The organism is Metabacillus sp. SLBN-84 (assembly GCF_053629595.1).
This window is the reverse complement of the sequence record NZ_JBRJIP010000001.1, coordinates 3,413,145-3,435,630: the sequence shown is the minus strand read 5'-3', so window position 1 is coordinate 3,435,630 and position 22,486 is coordinate 3,413,145. Positions and strand designations below refer to the sequence as shown.

Here is a 22,486-nt window from a genome sequence, read left to right as displayed (position 1 = left end):
AAGGCAGAGGAGGAAGCTTCCATGAGCATACAAAAAATTGCCGTCATCGGCTCGGGGCTGATGGGAAGCGGGATTGCCCAGGCATTTGCAGCAGCCGGGAAAACCGTTTATTTGTACGATCTTTCAGAGCAAGTGCTGGGAAAAGCACTTGCCGGCATTGAAAAGAGTCTCTCCCGTTTTGTGAAAGCAGGACATCTGACGGATGAAGGGAAATCACAGGCTCTGGCAAACATTGAAACGTATACGGTGCTTGCAGATGCCATAAAACAGGCAGAGCTTGTTGTAGAAGCTGTTCCTGAAAATCTCGAGCTGAAAAAGAACGTTTTTGCCGAGCTTGATGGATGTACCGCCCCAAATGTCATTCTGGCAACAAATACGTCTGAGCTCAGCGTCACAGCAATCGCTGCCGCAACGAAGAGGCCGGACAAAGTCATTGGCATGCACTGGTTCAATCCGGCTCCTGTCATGAAACTGATTGAAATTGTAAGAGGCGTGGATACGTCAGATGAAACAATTGAAATCATCAGAGAGCTTTCTGAAGAAACGGGGAAAGAAACGGTGCTTGTTAAGGACGCTCAGGGGTTTGTCACGACAAGGGCTCTCTCTGCCCATATGCTCGAGTGCATCCGCATTTATGAGGAAGGAATTGCAAGTGCTGAGGACATTGATAAAGCAGTCAGACTCGGGCTGAATTATCCGATGGGACCCCTTGAGCTTGCCGATCTGGTCGGCCTTGATACGATGCTGTTTGTAAGCAACGGCATGGCAGATGCTTACGGCGACAGGTTTCTTCCGCCGCAGCTGCTCAGAAAACTTGTTGAGGCGGGGCATTACGGGCGCAAAACCGGAAAAGGATTCTACACATACGGAGGGGAGAAAAAATGACCAGGGACGTAGTCATCGTTGAAGCCGTAAGAACCGCAGTGGGAAAAAGAAAAGGGGCTCTGCGCGAGACTCACCCTGTTCATCTTGCCGCAGCCGTGCTTGATGAAGTGGTGAAAAGAGCCGGCGTTTCAAAAGATCTGATTGAGGATATCGTAATGGGCTGTGTCTCCCCAATTGCTGAACAGGGATTCAACATTGGCAGGCTCGCTCTCCTTGATGCGGGATTCCCTGTCAGTGTGCCGGCCGTTCAAATTAACCGGATGTGCGGATCCGGCCAGCAGGCCATCCACTTTGCATGCCAGGAAATCCGTTCTGGCGATATGGACATCGTCATTGCAGGAGGTGTGGAAAGCATGACAAAGGTGCCGATCCTAAGCGACGGAAATGACCAGACCATTCCTGAGAGCCTCCATCAAAAATATCATTTTGTCCATCAGGGAATCTCCGCCGAAATGATCGCAGAGAAACATGGGATTTCCCGGAGAGAACTTGATGAATACGCATTAAGAAGCCATCAGCGGGCGCTCGCCGCGATAGAAAAAGGACTCTTTCAATCTGAAATCGTTCCTTTAAAGGGCCTGAATAAAGACGGGGAAGAGATAGACTTCGTTCAGGATGAAGGACCGCGGGCGGATACATCACTTGAAGCACTTGCAGGCTTGAAAACGGTGTTTAAAGAGGATGGTGCGGTGACGGCCGGAAACGCAAGCCAGATGAGTGACGGGGCAGCGGCTGTTTTGCTTATGGAGGCTGAAAAAGCGAAAGAGCTTGGCCTCAAAGCAAAAGCAAGGATTGTCGCTCAGGCAGTTGTCGGATCTGATCCGACCTACATGCTTGAAGGAGTGATCCCGGCTACGCAAAAAGTGCTGCAAAAAAGCGGATTAACTGTGAACGATATCGACCTTTTTGAAATCAATGAAGCGTTCGCACCTGTTGTACTTGCATGGCAAAAGGAAATTGGAGCGGATCTTGATAAAGTGAACGTAAACGGCGGTGCCATCGCACTCGGACACCCTCTTGGCGCAACGGGCGCCAAGCTGATGACGTCTCTGATTCAGGAGCTTGACAGAAGAGAAGCAAGGTACGGTCTGCTGACGATCTGCATCGGTCACGGAATGGCAACCGCAACGATTATCGAGCGAATGTAAAGTTATCTGAAAATAATATCAATTCAGTTTGAAACGAGCTATAATAAACTAGGTGGGTTTAAATATCAGCAAGGGGGATGAACATGGAAACAGTTACATACGGGGTGCACGGAAGATATGCAACAATCGAAATGAACAGACCGGAAGTCCTAAACGCGATGAACGGGCAAATGCTTGAAGGATTGCTGCAGGCCTTTAAACAGGCGGCAGAAAGTGAAGCGGATGTCGTCATTCTCTCCGGAAGCGGAAGAGGCTTTTCTGCCGGCGGAGACATTAAAACGATGCTGAATTCAATGGATAACGAAGGATTTTCACAGGTCATGGATCTGATTTCAGAGGTAGTCACCACTTTTCATACGATGCCTAAAGTGACTATAAGCGCCATTCACGGGCCGGCAGCAGGACTCGGCTTCAGCCTTGCCCTTGCAGCAGATTACGTCGTTGCACATTCAAGCGCGGTCCTTGCCATGAATTTCATCGGCATCGGCCTTGTTCCTGACGGCGGCGGCCATTATTTTATGAAGAAACGTCTTGGAGAAACAAAAGCCAAACACTTAATCTGGAGCGGCGAAAAGCTGACGGCAGACGCTGCCCTCAATCTTGGCCTTGTTGACCAGGTCACAGATGCAGATCTGCTTGATACAGTAAAGACGCTTGTCGGCGGCATGCTCCAAAGACCGGTCAAAGCAATGATCGCTTCTAAAAACATCTATTCAGCCGCAGGCAAAGAGGAGCTTCAGCAAATTCTTACACTTGAAAAAGAAACGCAGTACAACATGCGCCAGTCTGAAGATCACAAAGAAGGCATCAAAGCCTTCCTGGAAAAAAGAAAACCACAGTTTACAGGGAAGTAAAAGGCCTCAGCTTGATTTTCGGACACAAATAAAAAATCGCTCACAATTTGAGCGATTTTTTATATTATCTTTCAAAAAGGATTAATTGTCCGCCTGCCGTCGTGCAGCGGTGCGTTTTTTTCAGTGCATCCTTTTCTTCAAGCTTTTGTGTGCCAATTTGCTTTGCTTCATGATCAGTGGCTGCTTCAAAGCTTTCATCCAATAATTTTTCCCCGTCTTTGCCAAATGCCGTTAAGTAATACAAGCCCATATGATGGCCCCCTTTGCTTGTGATTGATCAGGCTTCTCTTAAGATATTCTCACTTTTTTCTTTTTTTCCTGCAATAGATGAAACATTTGTATGACGCGATACGTACATAAACGGACAGGAGGAATCAGGATGACGTTAAAACTAGAAGGCATTACTAAAAGGTTCGGGACTCATACAGCTGTAAACGATTTGTCGCTTGCCATTCCGGAAAGTGAAATGTTCGGTCTGCTCGGAGCAAACGGCGCAGGCAAAACAACGACGTTCAGGATGATACTTGGACTTTTAAATCCATCAGAGGGGCAGATTTCATGGGACGGAAAACCAATAGGCTATCATGCGAGCGATTCGATCGGCTATCTGCCTGAAGAACGGGGACTCTATCCAAAAGTGAAAGTGCGGGATCAGCTGATTTACCTTGGACGGCTAAAAGGGATGAAAAAACAGGAAGCTCTTTCCGAAATGGAAAAATGGCTCGATCGATTCAGGGTACCTGAATATGCAGGCAAAAAGGTTGAAGACCTGTCAAAGGGCAACCAGCAGAAAATCCAATTTATAACGGCTGTTCTTCACAGGCCAAAGCTATTGATCCTTGATGAACCGTTCAGCGGTCTGGACCCTGTTAATGTGGAGCTGCTGAAAGAAGCTGTGCTTGATCTGAAAAAACAGGGTACCTCCATCGTTTTCTCAAGCCACAGAATGGAGCATGTGGAAGAACTGTGTCAGCATCTGTGCATTCTTCACAGAGGAAAGCCCGTTGTTCACGGCAATTTAAAGGAGATCAAACGATCATTCGGCAAAAAGAATGTCATCATTCACGGGGATTTTGAGATGGATGACCTGCAGCATATGAAAGGCGTGACGAAGTTCAGACAGACATCATCAGGTGCAGAGCTTCAGGTTACAGGAGAGGAAATCTCGCAGGAAATCTTTGCATCCCTATCAGGAAGAGGCTTTGTGCGGAAATTTGAACTGGCAGAACCGTCCCTGAATGATATCTTCATTGAAAAGGCGGGTGCAGTCTATGAATAAGTTCTGGATTATTCTTTTTCATACGTATGTCAGCAAGTTAAAGACAAAATCTTTTTTAATCACAACAGGGATTATTCTCCTGCTGATTGTCGGACTCTCAAACGTGCAAACTGTTATTGAGTTTTTTAATAAAGAAGACCAAGAAGCTGAAAGAATAGCAGTGATTGATCAGACTGAGAGCGATCAGCTATATGGCATTTTTGAACAGAATACGGCTGCCCTTGATAAAAATTTGGAACTCGAAAAAACGGATCAGCCTGAGGATGAGCTGAAAAAAGCCGTACTTGATGAAAAGATGGAAGGCTACTTCATTCTGACTCTTGACGGAGACGATTTTCCGCAAGGTTCCTATTTTGCCAGAAGCATAGCGGACTCAAGTATTGCGGGCACGTTTGAACAGGCCCTGCAGCAGACGAAGCTTGCAGCGGGCACGGCAAACCTTGGCCTTGAGCAGGAGGAACTGAACCAGTTATTTTCACCTGTGGAGGTAAAAAGCACAGCGCTTCTTGATAACGCGAAATCAGAGGAAGAATTAAATCAGGCAAGAGGGCTTGTCTATGTTCTTCTCTTCATTATTTATTTCGCCGTCATCCTGTATGCGAGCATGATTGCCATGGAGGTTGCGGTTGAAAAATCGTCGAGAGTAATGGAAATACTGATCAGCAGCGTCTCTCCGGTCAAGCAGATGTTTGCAAAGCTTCTTGGAATCGGGCTGCTCAGCCTGACTCAGTTTGGATTAATCATTCTGGTCGGCTACTATTCGATGAGAGAAAGTCTTGAAAGCGGCGGACTTGCGGGGGGAGGCTTCTTAAGCTTCTCGGATATACCGGCTGGGACCCTTGTATACGCAGTGGTTTTCTTCCTGCTCGGCTATTTTCTTTTTGCCACCCTTGCTGCGTTTCTCGGATCACTCGTTACGAGAATCGAAGATGTGCAGCAAATGATTTCGCCGCTGACGTTCATCATTATGGCAGCCTTTTTCATCGCCATGTTCGGACTTGGCAATCCGGAGGCAACATTCATTACAGTTACTTCCTTTATCCCTCTTTTCTCACCGATGATCATGTTCCTCAGAGTCGGCATGCTTTCAGTCCCTGTCTGGGAAGTGGCGCTGTCGATCGGACTGCTGATTGCCACAATCACAGCTCTTGCCGTCATTGGTGCAAGAGTGTATAAAGGCGGAGTGCTGATGTACGGAAAGTCATCCTCCTTCAAGGATATTAAAAAAGCAATGGATATCGCGAAGGATCAGTAAGCAAAAGAAATCAGAGCCGTTTGGGCTCTGGTTTTTTTTGTGGGCAGGTCCAAAAACTTAAAGGTTGGTGGCGCTTATCGGGCTTATAAGAACAATCAATGCAAAAAACTAGGAGGTTGGTGGCACTTATTGGGCTGATAAGAACCATCAAGTCAAGAAAGTCAGAGGTTGGTGGTACTTATTGGATAGATAAGAACCATCAAGTCAAGAAACTCAGAGGTTGGTGGCGCTTATCGGGATGATAAGAACCATCAATCCAAAAAACTTAGAGATTGGTGGTACATATTGGGCTTGTAAGAACCATCAAGTCAAGAAACTCAGGGTTTGGTGGCACTTATCGGGCTTATAAGAACCATCAATTCAAAAAACTTGGAGGTTGGTGGCACTTATTGGGCTTGTAAGAACCATCAAGTCAAGAAACTCAGGGTTTGGTGGTTCTTATCGAGCTTATAAGAACCATCAATCCAATAAGCTAGGAGGTTGGTGGCACTTATCGGGATGATAAGAACCATCAATCCATAAAACTTGGAGATTGGTGGTACTTATTGGAGAGATAAGAACCATCAAGTCAAGAAACTGAGGGTTTGGTGGTACTTATCGAACATATAAGAACCATCAATCCAAAAAACTAGGAGGTTGGTGGCACTTATTGGGCTTATAAGAACCATCAATCCAAAAAACTTGGAGATTGGTGGCACTTATTGGGCTTGTAAGAATCATCAATCCAAAAAACTTGGAGATTGGTGGCACTTATTGGGCTTGTAAGAATCATCAAGTCAAGACTGACTCCCGGAGCTAAACGAGCGATTCCGCTTTTCGTGGTGTCTAGCTGCGCCTCCTAGTCCTTCTGTCAGAACAAAATCCCCGAAAAAGTCAAACCCGGACTTTTCCGGTGATTTCTTATCTGACTGCCAGGCCTGAACAGTCGATTCCGCTTTTCGTGGTGTCCAGCTGCGCCTCCCAGCCCTTCCGTCACAACAAAGTCCCCCAAAAAGTCAAGCCCGGACTTTTCGGGTGATTTCTTTTCTGCCTGTCAGGGCTGAACAGTCGGCTCCGCTTTTCGGTGCAGAACGTGCATTCGCCTTTTCTTGATGGTACAATATAGAATAAGAGAAAAGTAAAGGAAGGTTCGAGATGAAGGGGATTCGATTTATTCATGCGGCTGATTTGCATGTGGACAGTCCTTTTTTGGGGATGCAGCAGCTTGCAGGTCCGATTTTTGAGAGGCTTAAAGAGAGTACGTTTGCTGCTTTGGACCGTTTGACGGTGCTTGCAATTGATGAAAAAGTGGATTTTATGCTGATTGCCGGTGATTTGTACGACGGGGAGGACCGCAGCCTGAAAGCGCAGCTGAGGCTGAAGAAGGCGTTTGAGAAGCTGGATGAAAACGGCATTCCCGTTTACGTCATTCACGGAAATCATGATCATTTAAGCGGAAAATGGCTGGATATAAGCTGGCCTGCAAATGTACATGTTTTTTCGGAAAAGCAGGCTGAATGCAAGGTGTTTGAAAAGAATGGAACGATCGTTCATTTGTACGGGCGCAGCTATCCGGAGAGAGCCGTCTATGAAAACATCACTGCAGCTTTTGAAAAACAAAAAGGCGCAGATTTCCATATTGGCCTGCTGCATGGCTCTGTCAGCGGAAATACGGAGCATGATGCGTATGCGCCGTTTACAGCAGGAGATCTGCTCCAGAAAGAATTCGACTACTGGGCGCTCGGGCATATACACAAGCGCATGTCTCTTCGGGAACAGGATCCTCCCATTCTTTATTCAGGGAATGTACAGGGCAGGAACCGAAAGGAGACAGGTGAAAAGGGCTGTTATCTTGTTTCCATGACGGAAGCGGAAACTTCTTATTCATTTGTGCCGCTTCACGATGTGAGGTGGGAGGAACTTCAGCTTTCAGCAGACGGCAGCTTTCAGGAGATGCTGAACCGCCTTCATCAGGGACTGGATGACATGAGAAGCAGCATGGAACCTGTCGTTGTCACGGTCCGGTTAACCGGTACAACTGATTTCTATCATGCCCTTAAAGAGGAACCGGTCCTATCTGACATGCTTGAACAGTGGAACGAGGAAGAGAGCGACAGAGAAAATTTTGTATGGATTTCGTCTGTTATCAACGAAACGATGCCAATTTCAAGCGCAGATACCCTGCAGCTTGATTCTCATTTTCTGAAAGACCTGACAGAGATGATCCGGGAATTTGATCAATTTGATGATGCCCTGCAGCCGCTCAGACATCACCCGGTTTATAGAAAACACATGCAGGATTTCGGGGAAGAGGAAAAAGAGCAGATCAAAAAAGAAGCAGAAACCCTGATTTTTCAGGAACTTTTCAAACATAGAAGATTGTGAGGCGGAGGAGCAATTGAAAATCATCCAACTGAACATATACGGATACGGACAATTTCATCACACTGAAATCATGCTTGATTCTCCGTCTTTTCAAGTCATCTACGGTGAAAATGAAGCGGGGAAATCAACCATCATGTCCTTTATACAGAGCATTTTATTTGGCTTTCCCCAAAAACTGCAGCAGGAAAAGAGATATGAGCCAAAGCACGTCAATGCATATGGGGGATCGCTTGTGGCAGAGACGGTCCAGCACGGGCGGGTGAAAATTGAGAGGCTGCCTGGAAAAGCAGGCAGCGGTGTCACGGTTTATTTTGAAAATGGCGAAACGGGTGGCGCAGATGTTCTTCAGCAGCTGCTGTCCTATTTTGATAAAACGGTGTATCAGTCCATTTACTCCTTTGATATTCATGGTATTCAGCAGGTAAGCAAAGTCGGTGCTGACGACTTGGGCAAATTTTTATTATCATCAGGACTGCTTGGTACGGACGCTGTTTTGCAGACAGAACTGAGCCTTTCAAAAAAGCAGGAGCAGCTGTTTAAGCCAAACGGGAAAAAACCTGAAATCAATGCAGCGCTTGCTGCCCTTAAAGATATCCACACCGAAGTGATGAAGGCAAAGCAGCAGCTCGAACCTTACAATGACTTTATAAATGAAAAAGAAGCAGCAGAACAGTCATTAAGGGAGATCACGGAGAAAAAAAGGGAGCTTGAAGCAGAAGCGAAAAGAATTGGTGAAATCGTTGAAGCCCTTCCTCTCTTTCATGAAGAAGCTGCCCTTAAAAATGAACTCGACAAAGCGAGGAGGCATTTTCCGTCCAATGGCCTGAAGCGAATGGAAGAGCTTGAAGGAAGAGAGTCTCCTCTCAGGTCTGAATATATGGCACTGAAAACCATTATCCGCGAACAAACAGAGGCTATTCAACAAGTGCAGGCTGATGAACGTATTCTCGAGTATAAAGAAGAAATCGAACGGCTGCGCGGAGAGTATTCTGCCTGGGAAATGAAACGGGCTCAGTACAGCCAGACCAAAACGAAACAAGAACAAGCTGAAAGCAGAATTCATGAGGAGAAAAAACGGCTGTTTTCCCATGAAATCGACAGCAGCATCATTCTTGATTTGAACACAGGTGCAGCTGTGAGAGAAGAAATTAGAGAAATTGTAGGAAAACATCAGCACCTGCAGCAGAAGAAACACCTTCTTGATCAGCAGTTTGAACGGGTGAAGGAAAACCTTGAAGAAAGTGAAAGCAGACTGTCTGATTATGCCGAAGGAATGCTTGAGGAAGAAGAAAGAAGGCAGCTTGAGGAACGGGTCCGCAATCTTGAAGAGGTGCAGCGGGCCAATTTGGACAAGAATAAACTTCGGGAAGAGCATCGCGAGGTTCAGACGGAAATTAAGAAGCAAAAAGATGCTGTGAAAAAAAAGAACAGCCGGCTGAAAGGGCTGGGCGTGTTTTTTGCTCTTATCATCCTTCTTTGCACGGGCTGGCTGTTTGCAGAGGGGCTGTGGCTTATTGGGGCTGCGCTTCTGAGTCTAGGCATGGCAGGTTTCTTCATTTTAATGAAAAGCAGAACAACCGATACGTCTTTCATAGAGCATCTTCAGAACAAAGAAAAGGTATTAAAAAAGCAGCTGGATGCGGCGGACCATACCTCTGAAAACACCGCAGATATGGAAACGGCAAAGGGAATGCTGTGGAAGGATGAACAAATCAGACGCTCATACGAACTGGAAGAAGTGGTTTTTAAGCAGTGTGAGCGGGCTTATGACCGGACAGTGTCCAGTTTTGATGAATGGGAAAAGGAATACTATACAGCTGATCAGCAGGCACGGCGCGTGTTTGAAACCTTGAAAATGGACAGCTCCTTTTCGCCTCTCGTCCTCCCTGACCTCCTGCAGGCGGCTGTAAATCTGCAGAACGATATTCTGGCATTCAGACAGGCAGAAAAAAAAGCAGCGGAGCTTTCAGCTGAACTTACGGCTTATGAAAAAAAGATTGCTTCCTTGGCACAGTCCTTTGATATCGGCGGTACGGCTTGCAGCAGCCTTCTTGACGGCCTTTTTAAAGCTTTGAAAGATTCTGAAGAAAATAAGCGGCTGAGGGAAACGGCTGCTGCAAAAAGAGCAGAAGCGGAAGATAAGCTTAAGAAGATTGAGGCCGAGCTCAGTCTGCTCGACGAGAAAAAGAAAGAACTTTTATCACTTGCTGACGCCGATGATACAGAAGAGTTTTGGGAAAAGGGGAAACAGGCCGAGCATTTGGCAGCTGTCAAACAGAAGGCTTCCTGGATCCAGCAGCAGCTGAAGACAAAGCAGCACCTGCTGGCACATGAACCTCTCGATTTTTCAAAGGACTATCCAGCAGAAAAGGCTAGATGTGAGCAGGAGCTTATTGCTGCAGCAGACACAGAGAACCAGCTTAAAAAGAAGCTTGCTGAGCTGACAGTACACATTAAAAACATGGAAGAATCCGGGCTGTATTCGGACTTAAAACAAAAGGCTGCGCTCCAAAAAGAAGAAGTGAAGCAGCTTGCCCGTCAATGGGCGGTTCTTGCTGCTGCGAGACATATGCTGAACCAGACGGTAGAGTACAGCAGATCTGTCAGGCTGCCAAGCTTGCTTCAGCAAGCCGAATCTTTCTTCAGCAGGCTGACGAATGAACGGTATGTGAGAGTTTTTCTTCCTGAAAATGAACAAACCATGACAGTTGAACGAAAAGATGGAACCCGGTTTGCAGCGCACGAACTTTCCCAGGCAACAGCAGAGCAGCTTTATATCGCGATCCGGCTGGCACTGGCATGCCATATCAGTACATCTGAAGCCATGCCGCTGCTGATTGATGATGGGTTTGTGAATTTTGACAGGGAACGAACAGGCAGGGTGATGGAACTGCTCAGAGAGCTGTCTGAACACCATCAAATTCTCTTTTTCACCTGTCAGGAACATTTGTTAAAGCTGTTTCATGAAAGCGATATTCTGGACCTGGAAAAGAAGAAGAGGGCTGCGGGCCTGTCTCCTCATTCCTGACGCACGGTTTACAGCAGATAAAACAGACTGATTATGCTATACTCAGAATACTGAGTCACTATGGGAGGGACCGCATTATGACGCCAAAAGGCATAAATCATTACGGGGTAGGAGAGCAGGCAGACGTATTTTTGCTTGTTAAAACATCCACTAAAGGCATTGCAAGCAACGGGAAACCGTTTTTAACGCTTATTCTGCAGGATCAATCCGGAGAGATCGAAGCAAAGCTCTGGGATGCAGGTCCTGAGGATGAAACATCATACAGTTCGCAAAGCATTGTTAAAATATATGGAGACATTCATCATTACCGCGGGCGCAATCAGCTGAAGATCCGCAACATCCGCACAGCATCCGCTGCTGATAACGTGAAAATATCGGATTTTCTTGAAACGGCCCCGGTCGGACAGGAAGAAATGATGGAAAAAGTCACACAGTACATTTTTGAAATGAAAAATCCGAATATCCAGCGCATCACAAGATATTTAATGAAAAAGCATCAGAACGAATTTCTTGAATATCCGGCTGCAACGAAAAACCATCACGAATTTGTATCAGGTCTTGCCTACCATGTTGTGTCCATGCTGGATTTGGCGAAATCAATCGCGGATCTTTATCCGAGCCTGGACAAAGATCTGCTGTATGCAGGTGTCATTCTTCACGACCTCGGCAAGGTTACAGAGCTTTCCGGCCCGATCGGAACGACCTATACGGTGGAAGGAAACCTGATCGGACATATTTCCATCATGGTCAATGAAATCGCAAAAGCAGCAGAGCACCTTGGCATCGAAGGGGAAGAGGTTGTTATTCTTCAGCATCTGGTCCTCAGCCATCACGGAAAAGCGGAGTGGGGAAGCCCTAAACCGCCGCTGATCAAAGAAGCTGAAATTCTTCATTACATCGATAACCTCGATGCAAAAATGAACATGCTTGACCGCGCGCTTGAACGGGTAAAACCAGGCGAATACACGGAGCGGGTTTTTGCTCTTGATAACCGCTCGTTCTATAAACCTTCCTTTCATAAATAATGATAAAGCCCTTTCTCTTTTTAAAGAGGAGGGCTTTTAATTTTTTCAGATGTAGGGATAATCGGCCAGGCTCTCACATATAGTGCAGTAAGAGGCTTGTCAAAGAAAAGGGGGAAAAAGGGCATGATCTTGCTGCCATGGTGGGTATACCTCTGCGTACTTGGGATTTTATACAGCGGCTACATGGCTTTTTCAACAACGAGAAAAGAAAGAATCGTTGAAGAAGCCTATATAGAAAAAGAGGGCAACGTGTACATCGAACGGATGATGAAAGAACGCGAATCGCGGAAAAAGAATGAGGATGAAGAGAACTGAAGATGGTGAGAGAGCAGCTGGGAGTATGTTCCCGGCTGTTTTTATATTTGGGTAAGTGTTTATACGGATTGGTATAAAAGGAATAGAACCATCAAAAGTTTGAGAACAGATGTTAATGGCACTGATTGACCAGGATATAACCATCAAAAGCTTTATCCGAAAGATTGATGGTACTGATCGGCCGGAATAGAACCATCAAAATCTTTATCTGAAAGATTGATGGTACTGATTGACCGGATTAGAACCATCAAAAGCTTTACAAGAAGGATTGATGGCACTAATCGGCCGGAATAGAACCATCAAAATCTTTATCTGAAAGATTGATGGTACTGATTGACCGGATTAGAACCATCAAAAGCTTTACAAGAAGGATTGATGGCACTAATCGGCCGGAATAGAACCATCAAAAGCTTTATCCGAAAGATTGATGGTACTGATCGGCCGGAATAGAACCATCAAAAGCTTCATCCGAAAGATTGATGACAAACCCAGCGTATGAGATCATCCGCCAATCAAACAAAAATACCCCGAAGCATTCACTTCGGGGCTTGTAACAATCCTTTATTATTGTCCTTCAGCCGGAGCAGCTTCAGGAGCTTTGAATGTATCTTCTAGATCTTTGTCTTTCACTTTTACATCAGCTTCTTTCAGGGCTTTGTCAAGAGCTCCCTGAACAGCATCTGGCTGGCTTACTTTTTGTTTTTTCACGTCAGCTTCAAGCTGTTTTTTCATTTCTTCGTAAGGTTTTACTGTTTCGGTTACTTTGATGATGTGGTAGCCGAATTCAGATTTGACCGGCGCGCTTACTTCTCCTTCTTTAAGAGCGAAAGCTGCTTTTTCGAACTCAGGAACCATTTGTCCTTCGCCAAACCAGCCTAAGTCGCCGCCGTTTTGACCTGAAGGATCTTTAGATGCTTCTTTTGCAAGATCTTCAAACTTTTCGCCTTTATCAAGACGGGATTTGATTTCTGTTGCTGTTTTTTCGTCTTCAACAAGGATGTGGCTTGCTTTTACTTTGCCTTTAAGTGTTTCGTAGTATTGCTTTGTGTCTTCGTCTGTTACTTTTACTTCTTTTTCAGCTGCTTTTTTGCGGAGCAGGTCCACTTTTACCATATCTTTAACAGTCTTTTCGCCTTGCTGCTGAATGACTGCTTCAAATTGAGGGCCATATTGCTGTTTTAAGTTGTCGATTTCCTGATCTACTTCTTTGTCCGTTACTTTGTAGTCTTCGCTTAATACTTTTTCGTGGACAAGCTCTGTCAGAACATCTTTTCCAAAGCGGTCTTTCATTGCTTCGTAAAATTCATCCTTCGTTACGTTGCCTGCTTTTGTTTCAGCGATGACTTCTGAACCGCCATCATTGTTACTGCATGCGCCAAGTGCTAAAACACTGGATGCTGCTGCTAGTGCGAGAGCAAATCTTTTCATCTGATACAACTCCTGATTCTGTTTTTAGTAAGGATGTTTCGCCTTTTCTGCGGGTTTATGTGTGAAAACAAGTATGTACATGCAAAAAGGCAGGGGCGGAATATCCTCAAGGCAGCGGACTGCCTAATAATTGGAACACTATACCACATTGTGCCATGAACTAAAAAGTTTTGCAATAGGACCAGGGTAATCAGGGCATTCGTCTAGGTCAAATCGTCAAAACGTCCATATGATGTATGGAACACCGATAAGGGAGGTTTTCATTATGGGATATGGATATTCAAACGGTTTTGCATTGCTGGTGGTTCTGTTCATTTTATTGATCATTATTGGTGCTTCTTATATTTACTAGGAAGCGAAGGGCTAAAAATTTTCAAACAAAAGACAGTCGCCTATTCGCTGTAAAGTGATCATGCATAGTATATCTTACCGACGTATAAAGGAGGTGTCATTATGGGAGGATACGCTGGAGGTGGCTTCGCGTTAATCGTAGTTTTGTTCATCTTGTTGATCATTGTTGGTGCTGCTTGGCTGTAAGCCAAAACTAAAATAGCTGACAGATTATCTGTCAGCTATCATTGTATAAGCTGTATGCGGGTGTTTGCATACAGCTTTTTAAGTGTTAAGGATGTATATCATTTTGCACTTTGTTGTCTAGCTTCACCGCCCAACTCCTCTGCCAGAACAAAATCCCCCAAAAAGTCAAACATCGGACTTTTCGCGTGATTTCTTATCTGTCTCTCGGAGCTAAACGGGCGCTTACGCTTTTCTAATTGAAATCTAAGTAAATAAGATTTCTATGTAAGATGAAACTAATAAGATGGTGATCAGGACATTGATTGTCCGGAATACTTTTGTTTGTCGGTCTTCAGGAATCTCTCTTACCAGGCAGAGTGCGCTGGTTAATTTATTGATATAGAATAAGATGAACACTGCAAACAAAATGAAAAAAGCTATCATATGAGATTCCCCCTCTCCTCACTGATACATATAACATTACCAAAAATCCAATGAAAAAGATAGCAATGACTCCTAATAAATAGCAAAAGAAAAGCATCTCAGTAGTGAGCTGCTTTTCTTAACCGGAGTCAAGCCTATCCTATTCGGCAGTGCTCCACGTTATGCTCTTATTTTTGGAAGAGGATTTCAAAGCTCTCGTCCGCTTCTTCAATGTAGCAGGCCTTGGGAGCCTTTAAAAGATGATTCATGTAAATAAAGTCTGTTATACAAATCCCGGTATGAAAGGCGATTCCCAAACTGAAATAATGCAGGTAAGATGGAAAAGCAATCAAGCCGGCAGCAAGAGATGAGTTCACAAGCACAATTGGCGCTGCAAGAGACAGCAGCATCATCGGTTTTGATACATTGCAGTTTGTTTTTAAATAGATAACCGGTAAATAGGATTGAAGCCTGCACTTCAGTGAGACGCGGTATCCGGCCATCCACAGCGGCAGGGCATGCAGCAGTTTGTGGCAGGGCACGACGCAGAATGCAAACAAAAGCAGCAGGAGAAAGTGATCTGCTTTAAGATGGATGTATGGAAAAACGACCATTAATGGCAGATAGATGCCGATAAACGTAGTCATCATGATGAATGCAGCTAATATAGACAATTTATGGAATCCATAATCTTTTGAAAGATTAATGGTTTTCCAGCAGTTCATTAAAATCACCGTCCGAAAATCATGTCTGTGACATAATTGGTATTGAAACATAGGAGCTCAGTCCGGCTCCGTTACATACTTTACGATGCCTGAACAGAAATTGCAATATGAAATTTCGGATGAAAACGGTTAAAATAAAAAATAGGAATCTTTTACAAAAGATGAGCCTACCTAAATGAGTCGGAATGATTTAAAATATAGAAACGAATCAGAAGGAAAGAAGTGAACGGAGTGGAATCGTTTGAAAAACGCATGGCCAATTTGGAGTATTATCAAAAGATGCTGATTAAGATGGCTGATGCTGAAAAATATCCCTTTTATGTATCGGTTATGAAGGCGGGTCTTTCAGCAGAGGAAATCGAAGAGATCCATCGTATATGCAGGGAACTCGAAGATATGCTTGCAGAACAAAAAGAGCAAGGGCTTCTGAATTACGAAAGCCTTCTTACTCTTTTTGCGGGTCAGCTGAATTATAAGCTCTCTGTCGATGACACCATTATTCACCTGCATAAACAAGGGCTTTATGAGCCGCTGATGGGTGAATTCAGAAACATTATTCGGAAATAGCTGGAACCGTTTCAGCTTCTGGGTCTGCAAGCTTTTTCAGCTTCCGGTTTTCCTCAACAAATTCCTTTTCGATGTTCGTAAAGGAATGCTCGAAGATCTCCATAAAATCGTCCCCGTAAATATTTCGAATGATGCACATCATTTCCATAATCTCAGGGAATTTTCCGTATAAGTTTTGAAGGGGCAGGGCTCCTTTAAAAACGGCATTTCTGCTTGGATCATAATCTTCAAGCAGCTTCAGAAGAATTTCTTCTCCCTGCTCTGTCAGCTGAATGTACGTATTCCGTTTGTCATTCTGCTTTTTCGAAAACTCAAGATAGCCTCTTTCTTCAAGCTTTTTTGAAAAGTTAAAGGCTGTTGAAACATGCATGACCCCGAATTTGGCAATCTCGGAGATTGAAGCGCCCTTTAAATGATAGGCAATCCATAAAATATGGTGCTCATTTATGTTTAAGTCATAGGGCTTTATCCATTGCTGCCAGTCTTTTTCGATGGATTTCCACAAAGCTTTGCTCAGCTGAGCGATTCTCTGGCTGAATAACAAGGCTTCTTTAATGGAATAATCCTGTTCGTTTCGTTTCATCCCCAGTCACCTACTTTTTCTCTTTTACTCTTATATTCTATTATGCCAATAAAATAAAGATTAATAAAGATTAAATTTACAAAATTTTTAAATAAATTGTAAAAAAGGCCGGAAAAGCGTTGTTTTACTCACATAAAAAAAAGAACGGCCTGTGAGAAAATCTGCCGCTCTTTTTTCAATATTGGTTTGTCTACAAAAACAATCTATTTGTTCAGTGTTTGCTCAAGCTCTTTTATTTTTTCTTCAATCTGGCTGATTTCTTTTTGAAGCTCTGCTTTATGCGGTTCAATTTCCTCCTGCCAGGTCTGGATTGATTTCTGCAGATCAGCGGTTACATCCTTTAGTACGACAGCGCTTTCTTGAGCTGTCTTCACAACCGAGTCTTTCAGGGAGATGCTGTCATCTTTCAGCTGTATGAGGATGGATTCGAGTTTTTGTTTGTTCTGCTTTAACTGAGTCCGCAGGTCCCTGCCAGAAGAAGGTGCTGTCAGGATGGTCGCAAGTCCTCCTATTACGCCTCCTACAAGCAGGCCTGTCATTAAAGATTTTCCATTTGCCATAAGTATCACTCCAGTTTTTTGTTATGTACATATAGACTCTAAGGAAGTCTTTCCTTATTAAATACCCTCTGTTAAGGGAGATAAACGCTTGTTTTACTCATAGCATATGCCGTTTTTGCATAGGTATGAGTAAGGACATGAAAGGGGAGGGGGAAGAGTGGCCGGAGTTATATTTCTGTTTTTTTCACTCAGCGTACTTCTGTTTACCGGATCGTTTCACTATTTGAGATTGGCTCAGCAGTCCGCTTCCTATCCGCCTAAGCATATTGTTCATCAAAAAGCAGCAGTCCTTGCAGGCGGAGGAGCCATTGCACTTCTAATTGGGATCTTATTTTATACCATATAAGTTTTAAAAAAACCCGACCGTTTAGGATCGGGTTTTCGTTTAATTAAGTGCAATTTTCGAACGTTTAAGGATTGTCTGCACAATCGGGTATATAAAGACCATTGCCACAGTGTTCATAGCAACAGCAGGAAGAACAACTGCGAGAAATAATGCTGTAAATCCGGCTCCGCCAGGCAGGCCTACGATAAAAAAGGCTGCTGTCAGGAATACCGTTCCTGATACGAGTGTGCCGACAGCTGTCAAGATGCCCGCTCCTGCTACAGTTGAAGCATATTTCTTAATCATCAGTACAAGCAAGTAGAAAACAAAGGCTGTTACAATCTTGTCAATCACATTCGGCAGCAATCCTCCGGGGAAGCTTGTTGTCAGGCCTGAAAGGACACCTGTAACTGCTCCAAGCAGGAAAACGTTGCGGATGTGCGGGAAAAGCAGAATGCCTAAAAACATCATCGTCAGCATCATATCAGGCTTCATGCCTCCGAAGATCGGCGGAATAATGCCGTGAAGCGCCAAACCCATTGCGACAAACAAAGATAACACCACTAGTACTCTTGTATTCATTTCTCAACTCTCCTCAGTCTAAGCTCTTTTTTTGGCCTCCCCAATAATGACCTCTGTCTTATTGCGGGAGAACTTAAAAACAGTATAACAGGTATTTCTTCCCTTGTAAAAAAGATTATCTGTGTTTTCTCTGGAATTCCGACATGAATGCTGCAAGCGCCTCGCAGGCTTCAAGAGGTACGGCGTTGTATGCGGAAGCACGGCATCCTCCAATAGAACGGTGTCCGTTTAAGCCCGAAAATCCTCTTTCTTTTGATTCCTTAAGAAACGCTTTTGTTAATTCTTCATTCTCCAAAGATAAACGTAATGTTCATGTTCGAGCGGCTTTCTTTTTTCGCATGACCCCTATAAAATCCGCCGCTTTCGTCAATGCATGAATAAATGATCTGTGCTTTCCGCTCGTTCAGCTCTTCAATAGCTGAAAGCCCGCCCTGTTCTTTGATCCACTCAAGCACTAAAGAAAGCATGTAAATGGCAAAAGTAGGCGGTGTATTATAAAGCGAATTCTGTTTCGAGTGAGTCGCATATTTCAAAATGGAAGGGATGTCCTGATTGGCATTCTCAAGCAACTCTTTTTTGACGATCACAACTGTGACTCCTGAAGGACCGAGGTTTTTCTGCGCTCCGGCGTAAATGAGGGAAAATTGGCTGACATCGATTTTCCTGCTTATAATGTCGCTTGACATATCCGCTATTAAAGGAAGTTTTGTTTTCGGAAAGTTCTTCCACTGTGTGCCGTAGATTGTATTATTGGATGTCAAATGGACATAGCTTCCTTCAGAAGGATCTTCAAATTCTTCAGGCACAAAGGTGTATTGATGATCTTTTGAAGAAACGATAACAGCTGTTTCTCCCAGCTTTTCCGCTTCTGCCAGTGCTTTTTCAGACCAGACGCCGCTCATCACAAAGTGAGCCGGTGAACCGCTTTTGAGAAAATTCATCGGAATCATTGCAAATTGCAGGCTCGCTCCGCCCTGCAGGAACAGAACTTCATATTCTTCAGGAATGCCCATCAGCTCCCGCATCAGTTCGGAAGCTTTGTTATGTACATCTTCATATGGTTTGCTCCTGTGGCTGAGTTCCATGACCGACATGCCTGTACCTTTAAAATCAATAAGTTCGCTTTGTGCTTTTTCCAGAACTGCAAGCGGGATGGCAGCAGGTCCGGCATTAAAATTGTGCGTACGTTTCATGAAAAATAACACTCCTCACTCTGTCGCTGTGATTGATTAAAATTTCTATTTTTATATCCTAACATGAAATGAGAAAGACGAGTCGGAATTTTTAAAAAATATTTCAGCGAATGAAAAAACCCGCTGTGTAAGCGGGTGTTATAGAAGGCCTTCCTGAATGGATGAAGCGATTTGCTTCAAATCATCGAGAGTATATTCCTCCGTATGGGTTTTCCAGACCGCACCAAATCCGTCGCCTTTTCCGTAGCGGGGAATCAGGTGAATATGGTAGTGAAAAACGGACTGGCCGGCTTTTTCTACGTTGTTGTTCAGGATGTTCATGCCAACAGGCTGAAACTGTTCTTTAATGGCATTTGCAATTTTAGGTACCGTTTCAAAAACATTGCGGGCAATATCTGGTGTTAATTCATAAATATTTTCCTTATGTACTTTTGGAATGACCAGAGTATGGCCTTTTGTGACCTGGCTGATGTCAAGAAACGCAACAACATGTTCATTTTCAAAAACTTTTGCACTTGGGATCTCCCCGTTTACGATCTTGCAGAAAATACATCCGCTCATTCAATTCATCCTTTCGTGGGTACGGTTTGCTTATCCATATAGTACCATAGCTGGCTGAGTGGATTCAAAAGTTGGGAGGGGTTTCTTATTTGCTGCAGCACAAACTCAAAATGGGGAAGAGTGGAAAGTGTTCTAAAAAGGGTTTAGCAGCACAAACTCTGGTTGAAGAGGAGTGGAAAGTGTTCTAAAAAGGGTTTAGCCGCACAAACCCTAGTTGGAGAAGGGAGGAAAGTGTTCTAAAAAGGATTTAGCAACACAAACGCCAGCTCGAGAAGAAATGAAAGTGTTGCTATAAATGTTTAACAACACAAACTCCGATTGGAGAATAGGGGAAAGTGTTCTAAAAAACATTACTGCACCACAAACGCAAAAAGAAACCCGCAAAAAAAAGAAACAGGATGATCATAATGATCACCCTGCTCTGCAGAGGAGGAAGAGCCGGCGCAGCTTAATGGCTAGGCTCGCAAATCTCTTTGTCATCTCCCTCATTTGCTTGGAAATGAAGGAAAAAAAGAGTGAATTTGTTAAACATGGTTCAAAGCAACCATCTCCCAGTTAAGAGTATCTCTAATGAGTCTTAACTAATCAATAACTGTCTTTGACGAACACCTCATTCAGAAAATGAATTTATACAGAGCATCTATTACTGAAAGTAACGGCCCGCAAACACCTCATCTCGAAATGGAAATATTCATGATGTTAACTAGCTCATGGATTCCTTCACTAAACTGTCTTTAACAAACACCTCATTTGAATGAATGTCTGTGACAGCTCCTCACCTCTACATCCATTATGATGTCCAGGTAAATGACAATTATGCATGCGAAATTAGCAAAATGACAGGCGGATTTGGTAAGATAAAAGAAAACGGCGAAGGGACGAAACGATGAGCTTATTACAAGTAAACCAGCTTACGGGAGGCTACACGCGAAACCCCGTTTTAAAAGATATTTCGTTTGAAATTGACAAGCATTCCATTGTGGGGCTGATTGGGTTAAATGGTGCCGGAAAGAGCACGACAATCCGTCATGTGATCGGGCTGATGGAACCGCATAAAGGGGAGATCTCAATCAATGGCATTTCGTTTCAGGATGAGCCTGAGGCTTACCGCAGCCAGTTCTCTTTTATTCCTGAAACACCGATTCTGTACGAAGAATTAACTCTTTACGAGCATCTGGAACTGACGGCCATGGCATATGGTTTAAGCCGCGAGACATTCAAAAACCGTTTGGATCCGCTGCTTAAGGAATTCAGAATGGAAAAAAGGCTGAAATGGTTTCCAAGCCACTTTTCAAAAGGCATGAAGCAAAAAGTCATGATTATGTGCGCTTTTTTAGTTGAGCCTGAACTGTACATCATTGACGAACCGTTTGTCGGCCTTGATCCTCTTGCCATCAATGCGCTTCTTGAAATGATGAACAAGGCGAAACAGGAAGGGGCCGGCATTCTGATGTCAACGCACATCCTGGCCACAGCAGAAAGATACTGTGATTCCTTCATCATTTTACATAACGGCAAAATCCGTGCAAAAGGCACCCTTTCAGAGCTTCAGGATGAATTCGGGATGAAGGGTGCATCGCTTGATGACTTATATATTCAGCTGACAAAGGAAGATCAGCAATGAAAAATCTCGACCAGATATGGAAAACACGGCTTGAAGCTCATGTAAAAGAAGTGCAGTCCTATACAAAATATATGTTCAATGACCATCTCATTTTTGTACTTGTTTTTTTAGGTGCAGGAGGGGCGCTGTCCTACCAGGAATGGCTAAAAACCATGCCTGAAGATTTTCCGGCTCTGCTGATTTTGACCGTTGTGTTTGCGCTGATTATCACAGCTTCGAGTGTGCGGACACTTTTGAAAGAAGCCGATCTTGTCTTTTTGCTGCCGCTTGAAGTCAAAATGGCGGACTACTTCCGAAAAGCAATGGTCTACAGCTTTTTCAGCCAGCTGTACATCTTTTTTATTGCAGCGATTGTATTCGCTCCGATGATTTTCCGGGCTGAAAATTTTACAGGAACAGACTACCTGTTCATGTGTCTGCTTATTCTTCTTGCAAAAGCATGGAATTTGCTGATGAGTTTCAGAATATCTTTTTATACTGAACAGTCTGCCAAAGCAGCGGATCTTGCCGTTCGTTTTGCTTTAAATGCAGCGGCCGTCTTTTTCGTACTATCCAAAGCTTATTTATATGCGATCGTTGTCTTTGCGGTCATGGCAGTTCTATATCTGTATTTTAAAAAAGCAACAGCAGCAAAGGGCATCAAATGGGAAGCGCTCATTGATCGCGAACTTGAGAAAAAGCAGTCCTTTTACCGGATTGCCAATCTCTTTACAGATGTACCGAAGCTGAAGAAAAAGGCCAAGCGGAGAAAGATGCTTGACGGTTTGCTTACGCTGATTAAATACAAACAGGAAAATATGTACGCCTACCTTTACACACGCGCCTTTTTCCGGTCCGGAGACTTTCTCGGCATCTTTTTGAGGCTGACCGTCATCGGAAGCATCGTTCTGTTTATCATTCCGACGAATCAGTTCAGCGTCCTTGCGATTGCTATTTTAGTCCTGTATTTGACAGGCATCCAGATTCTCGGTTTGTATAAGCATTTTGATATGCTGTCACTGCCCGATCTGTATCCCGTTCACAGACAGCATAAAAAAGGGAAGTTCCTGAACTTGCTCTTCAGTATCGTTCTGTTCCAGCATCTCATTCTGACGGTGGTATCACTTGTTTCCGGAAAATGGATGCCTTCCATTATCCTTTTAGGAACCGGCATCGTGTTTGCTTATTTATTTGTTTACCTGTATGTAAAACAAAGGCTGGCTAAAATGGATGCCAGCGTATATTAGAGTAAAGGCAGCTGATACAC

General features: G+C 44.1%; 23 protein-coding genes and 1 pseudogene. 15 read left to right on the top strand and 9 right to left on the bottom strand.

Features of this window, described 5'->3' with window-relative positions; all coding sequences use genetic code 11:
* Window positions 1-21 precede the first annotated feature (21 nt).
* From RKD52_RS17435 to RKD52_RS17425, 3 genes are all read left to right on the top strand, one after another.
* A complete protein-coding gene (locus RKD52_RS17435) occupies window positions 22-885 on the top strand; it encodes a 3-hydroxyacyl-CoA dehydrogenase family protein (protein WP_454100701.1) in 864 nt (287 codons plus the stop codon).
* On the top strand, window positions 882-2,033 hold the full coding sequence (locus RKD52_RS17430; RefSeq protein WP_454100700.1) for a thiolase family protein: 1,152 nt from the start codon (window positions 882-884) through the stop codon (window positions 2,031-2,033). The genes RKD52_RS17435 and RKD52_RS17430 overlap by 4 nt, the downstream gene beginning before the upstream one ends.
* Window positions 2,034-2,116: 83 nt before the next feature.
* On the top strand, window positions 2,117-2,887 hold the full coding sequence (locus RKD52_RS17425) for an enoyl-CoA hydratase (protein WP_454100699.1): 771 nt from the start codon (window positions 2,117-2,119) through the stop codon (window positions 2,885-2,887).
* A gap of 64 nt (window positions 2,888-2,951) precedes the next feature.
* Here RKD52_RS17425 and RKD52_RS17420 read toward each other — a convergent pair whose 3' ends face one another.
* Window positions 2,952-3,137: a YhzD family protein gene (locus tag RKD52_RS17420; protein WP_454100698.1), complete on the bottom strand. Its 186-nt coding sequence runs from the start codon at window positions 3,135-3,137 to the stop codon at window positions 2,952-2,954.
* 129 nt (window positions 3,138-3,266) lie between these two features.
* Between RKD52_RS17420 and RKD52_RS17415 the strand changes: the two genes are divergently transcribed.
* From RKD52_RS17415 to RKD52_RS17390, 6 genes are all read left to right on the top strand, one after another.
* A complete protein-coding gene (locus RKD52_RS17415) occupies window positions 3,267-4,166 on the top strand; it encodes an ABC transporter ATP-binding protein (RefSeq protein WP_454100697.1) in 900 nt (299 codons plus the stop codon).
* A complete protein-coding gene (locus RKD52_RS17410; RefSeq protein ID WP_454100696.1) occupies window positions 4,159-5,421 on the top strand; it encodes an ABC transporter permease in 1,263 nt (420 codons plus the stop codon). Before RKD52_RS17415 ends, RKD52_RS17410 begins: the two co-directional genes overlap by 8 nt.
* Before the next feature lie 1,134 nt (window positions 5,422-6,555).
* Complete coding sequence (locus RKD52_RS17405; RefSeq protein ID WP_454100695.1) at window positions 6,556-7,785, top strand: metallophosphoesterase family protein; 1,230 nt, start codon at window positions 6,556-6,558, stop codon at window positions 7,783-7,785.
* A 13-nt stretch (window positions 7,786-7,798) separates the two neighbouring features.
* A complete protein-coding gene (locus RKD52_RS17400; protein ID WP_454100694.1) occupies window positions 7,799-10,813 on the top strand; it encodes an AAA family ATPase in 3,015 nt (1,004 codons plus the stop codon).
* 77 nt (window positions 10,814-10,890) lie between these two features.
* On the top strand, window positions 10,891-11,838 hold the full coding sequence (gene yhaM / locus RKD52_RS17395; RefSeq protein WP_454100693.1) for a 3'-5' exoribonuclease YhaM: 948 nt from the start codon (window positions 10,891-10,893) through the stop codon (window positions 11,836-11,838).
* Window positions 11,839-11,961: 123 nt separating this feature from the next.
* Complete coding sequence (locus tag RKD52_RS17390; protein ID WP_029283679.1) at window positions 11,962-12,153, top strand: sporulation YhaL family protein; 192 nt, start codon at window positions 11,962-11,964, stop codon at window positions 12,151-12,153.
* A 564-nt stretch (window positions 12,154-12,717) separates the two neighbouring features.
* Here the strand turns inward: RKD52_RS17390 and RKD52_RS17385 are convergent.
* Window positions 12,718-13,581: a peptidylprolyl isomerase gene (locus RKD52_RS17385; RefSeq protein WP_454100692.1), complete on the bottom strand. Its 864-nt coding sequence runs from the start codon at window positions 13,579-13,581 to the stop codon at window positions 12,718-12,720.
* Window positions 13,582-13,846: 265 nt separating this feature from the next.
* On the opposite strand from RKD52_RS17385, the gene RKD52_RS17380 reads away from it, so the two are divergent.
* Together RKD52_RS17380 and RKD52_RS17375 are read left to right on the top strand one after the other, a co-directional pair.
* Entirely contained in the window at window positions 13,847-13,933 is an 87-nt protein-coding gene (locus RKD52_RS17380) for a YjcZ family sporulation protein (RefSeq protein ID WP_369736145.1), read from the top strand.
* Window positions 13,934-14,034: 101 nt separating this feature from the next.
* The gene (locus RKD52_RS17375) at window positions 14,035-14,118 is read left to right on the top strand and encodes a YjcZ family sporulation protein (RefSeq protein WP_035319514.1); all 84 of its coding nucleotides are present in this window, start codon (window positions 14,035-14,037) and stop codon (window positions 14,116-14,118) included.
* A 243-nt stretch (window positions 14,119-14,361) separates the two neighbouring features.
* Here RKD52_RS17375 and RKD52_RS17370 read toward each other — a convergent pair whose 3' ends face one another.
* Entirely contained in the window at window positions 14,362-14,541 is a 180-nt protein-coding gene (locus RKD52_RS17370; protein ID WP_029283683.1) for a hypothetical protein, read from the bottom strand.
* 167 nt (window positions 14,542-14,708) lie between these two features.
* Window positions 14,709-15,245 carry a DUF3267 domain-containing protein gene (locus RKD52_RS17365; RefSeq protein WP_454100691.1) on the bottom strand — a complete coding sequence of 179 codons (537 nt, stop codon included), beginning with the start codon at window positions 15,243-15,245 and terminating at the stop codon, window positions 14,709-14,711.
* A 222-nt stretch (window positions 15,246-15,467) separates the two neighbouring features.
* Between RKD52_RS17365 and RKD52_RS17360 the strand changes: the two genes are divergently transcribed.
* Entirely contained in the window at window positions 15,468-15,812 is a 345-nt protein-coding gene (locus RKD52_RS17360; protein ID WP_369736114.1) for a DUF1878 family protein, read from the top strand.
* Here RKD52_RS17360 and RKD52_RS17355 read toward each other — a convergent pair.
* Together RKD52_RS17355 and RKD52_RS17350 are read right to left on the bottom strand one after the other, a co-directional pair.
* Window positions 15,799-16,395 (bottom strand): HTH-type transcriptional regulator Hpr, encoded by a 597-nt coding sequence (locus tag RKD52_RS17355; protein WP_029283689.1) that lies wholly within the window; start codon window positions 16,393-16,395, stop codon window positions 15,799-15,801. The two genes, RKD52_RS17360 and RKD52_RS17355, sit on opposite strands and share 14 nt — an antisense overlap.
* Before the next feature lie 203 nt (window positions 16,396-16,598).
* A complete protein-coding gene (locus tag RKD52_RS17350) occupies window positions 16,599-16,955 on the bottom strand; it encodes a YtxH domain-containing protein (RefSeq protein ID WP_369736113.1) in 357 nt (118 codons plus the stop codon).
* Between the two features lie 157 nt (window positions 16,956-17,112).
* Here RKD52_RS17350 and RKD52_RS17345 point away from each other — a divergent pair, with 157 nt between their 5' ends.
* The gene (locus RKD52_RS17345; RefSeq protein WP_454100690.1) at window positions 17,113-17,301 is read left to right on the top strand and encodes a hypothetical protein; all 189 of its coding nucleotides are present in this window, start codon (window positions 17,113-17,115) and stop codon (window positions 17,299-17,301) included.
* A gap of 39 nt (window positions 17,302-17,340) precedes the next feature.
* On the opposite strand, the gene RKD52_RS17340 is transcribed toward RKD52_RS17345, so the two are convergent.
* The 3 genes and pseudogenes from RKD52_RS17340 to RKD52_RS17330 all read right to left on the bottom strand — a co-directional run bounded on the left by RKD52_RS17340 (window position 17,341) and on the right by RKD52_RS17330 (window position 19,616).
* On the bottom strand, window positions 17,341-17,862 hold the full coding sequence (locus RKD52_RS17340; RefSeq protein ID WP_454100689.1) for a tryptophan transporter: 522 nt from the start codon (window positions 17,860-17,862) through the stop codon (window positions 17,341-17,343).
* Between the two features lie 115 nt (window positions 17,863-17,977).
* Window positions 17,978-19,055 (bottom strand): annotated as a pseudogene (gene serC / locus RKD52_RS17335) (3-phosphoserine/phosphohydroxythreonine transaminase).
* 138 nt (window positions 19,056-19,193) lie between these two features.
* Window positions 19,194-19,616: an HIT family protein gene (locus RKD52_RS17330; RefSeq protein ID WP_454100688.1), complete on the bottom strand. Its 423-nt coding sequence runs from the start codon at window positions 19,614-19,616 to the stop codon at window positions 19,194-19,196.
* Between the two features lie 886 nt (window positions 19,617-20,502).
* Here RKD52_RS17330 and RKD52_RS17325 point away from each other — a divergent pair.
* Together RKD52_RS17325 and RKD52_RS17320 are read left to right on the top strand one after the other, a co-directional pair.
* Window positions 20,503-21,240, top strand: coding sequence for an ABC transporter ATP-binding protein (locus RKD52_RS17325; protein ID WP_454100687.1), 738 nt, complete (start codon window positions 20,503-20,505; stop codon window positions 21,238-21,240).
* Window positions 21,237-22,466 carry an ABC transporter permease gene (locus RKD52_RS17320; RefSeq protein ID WP_454100686.1) on the top strand — a complete coding sequence of 410 codons (1,230 nt, stop codon included), beginning with the start codon at window positions 21,237-21,239 and terminating at the stop codon, window positions 22,464-22,466. The genes RKD52_RS17325 and RKD52_RS17320 overlap by 4 nt, the downstream gene beginning before the upstream one ends.
* Window positions 22,467-22,486 lie beyond the last annotated feature (20 nt).

What these genes read in the sequence shown, in the direction of transcription:
- RKD52_RS17380 (WP_369736145.1), top strand. Translation starts at nt 13,847, where the DNA reads ATGGGATATGGATATTCAAACGGTTTTGCATTGCTGGTGGTTCTGTTC.
- RKD52_RS17330 (WP_454100688.1), bottom strand. Translation starts at nt 19,616, where the DNA reads ATGAGCGGATGTATTTTCTGCAAGATCGTAAACGGGGAGATCCCAAGT.
- RKD52_RS17435 (WP_454100701.1), top strand. Translation starts at nt 22, where the DNA reads ATGAGCATACAAAAAATTGCCGTCATCGGCTCGGGGCTGATGGGAAGC.
- RKD52_RS17405 (WP_454100695.1), top strand. Translation starts at nt 6,556, where the DNA reads ATGAAGGGGATTCGATTTATTCATGCGGCTGATTTGCATGTGGACAGT.
- RKD52_RS17375 (WP_035319514.1), top strand. Translation starts at nt 14,035, where the DNA reads ATGGGAGGATACGCTGGAGGTGGCTTCGCGTTAATCGTAGTTTTGTTC.
- RKD52_RS17320 (WP_454100686.1), top strand. Translation starts at nt 21,237, where the DNA reads ATGAAAAATCTCGACCAGATATGGAAAACACGGCTTGAAGCTCATGTA.
- RKD52_RS17425 (WP_454100699.1), top strand. Translation starts at nt 2,117, where the DNA reads ATGGAAACAGTTACATACGGGGTGCACGGAAGATATGCAACAATCGAA.
- RKD52_RS17355 (WP_029283689.1), bottom strand. Translation starts at nt 16,395, where the DNA reads ATGAAACGAAACGAACAGGATTATTCCATTAAAGAAGCCTTGTTATTC.
- RKD52_RS17410 (WP_454100696.1), top strand. Translation starts at nt 4,159, where the DNA reads ATGAATAAGTTCTGGATTATTCTTTTTCATACGTATGTCAGCAAGTTA.
- RKD52_RS17350 (WP_369736113.1), bottom strand. Translation starts at nt 16,955, where the DNA reads ATGGCAAATGGAAAATCTTTAATGACAGGCCTGCTTGTAGGAGGCGTA.
- RKD52_RS17415 (WP_454100697.1), top strand. Translation starts at nt 3,267, where the DNA reads ATGACGTTAAAACTAGAAGGCATTACTAAAAGGTTCGGGACTCATACA.
- RKD52_RS17430 (WP_454100700.1), top strand. Translation starts at nt 882, where the DNA reads ATGACCAGGGACGTAGTCATCGTTGAAGCCGTAAGAACCGCAGTGGGA.
- RKD52_RS17385 (WP_454100692.1), bottom strand. Translation starts at nt 13,581, where the DNA reads ATGAAAAGATTTGCTCTCGCACTAGCAGCAGCATCCAGTGTTTTAGCA.
- RKD52_RS17340 (WP_454100689.1), bottom strand. Translation starts at nt 17,862, where the DNA reads ATGAATACAAGAGTACTAGTGGTGTTATCTTTGTTTGTCGCAATGGGT.
- yhaM (WP_454100693.1), top strand. Translation starts at nt 10,891, where the DNA reads ATGACGCCAAAAGGCATAAATCATTACGGGGTAGGAGAGCAGGCAGAC.
- RKD52_RS17370 (WP_029283683.1), bottom strand. Translation starts at nt 14,541, where the DNA reads ATGATAGCTTTTTTCATTTTGTTTGCAGTGTTCATCTTATTCTATATC.
- RKD52_RS17365 (WP_454100691.1), bottom strand. Translation starts at nt 15,245, where the DNA reads ATGAACTGCTGGAAAACCATTAATCTTTCAAAAGATTATGGATTCCAT.
- RKD52_RS17420 (WP_454100698.1), bottom strand. Translation starts at nt 3,137, where the DNA reads ATGGGCTTGTATTACTTAACGGCATTTGGCAAAGACGGGGAAAAATTA.
- RKD52_RS17325 (WP_454100687.1), top strand. Translation starts at nt 20,503, where the DNA reads ATGAGCTTATTACAAGTAAACCAGCTTACGGGAGGCTACACGCGAAAC.
- RKD52_RS17390 (WP_029283679.1), top strand. Translation starts at nt 11,962, where the DNA reads ATGATCTTGCTGCCATGGTGGGTATACCTCTGCGTACTTGGGATTTTA.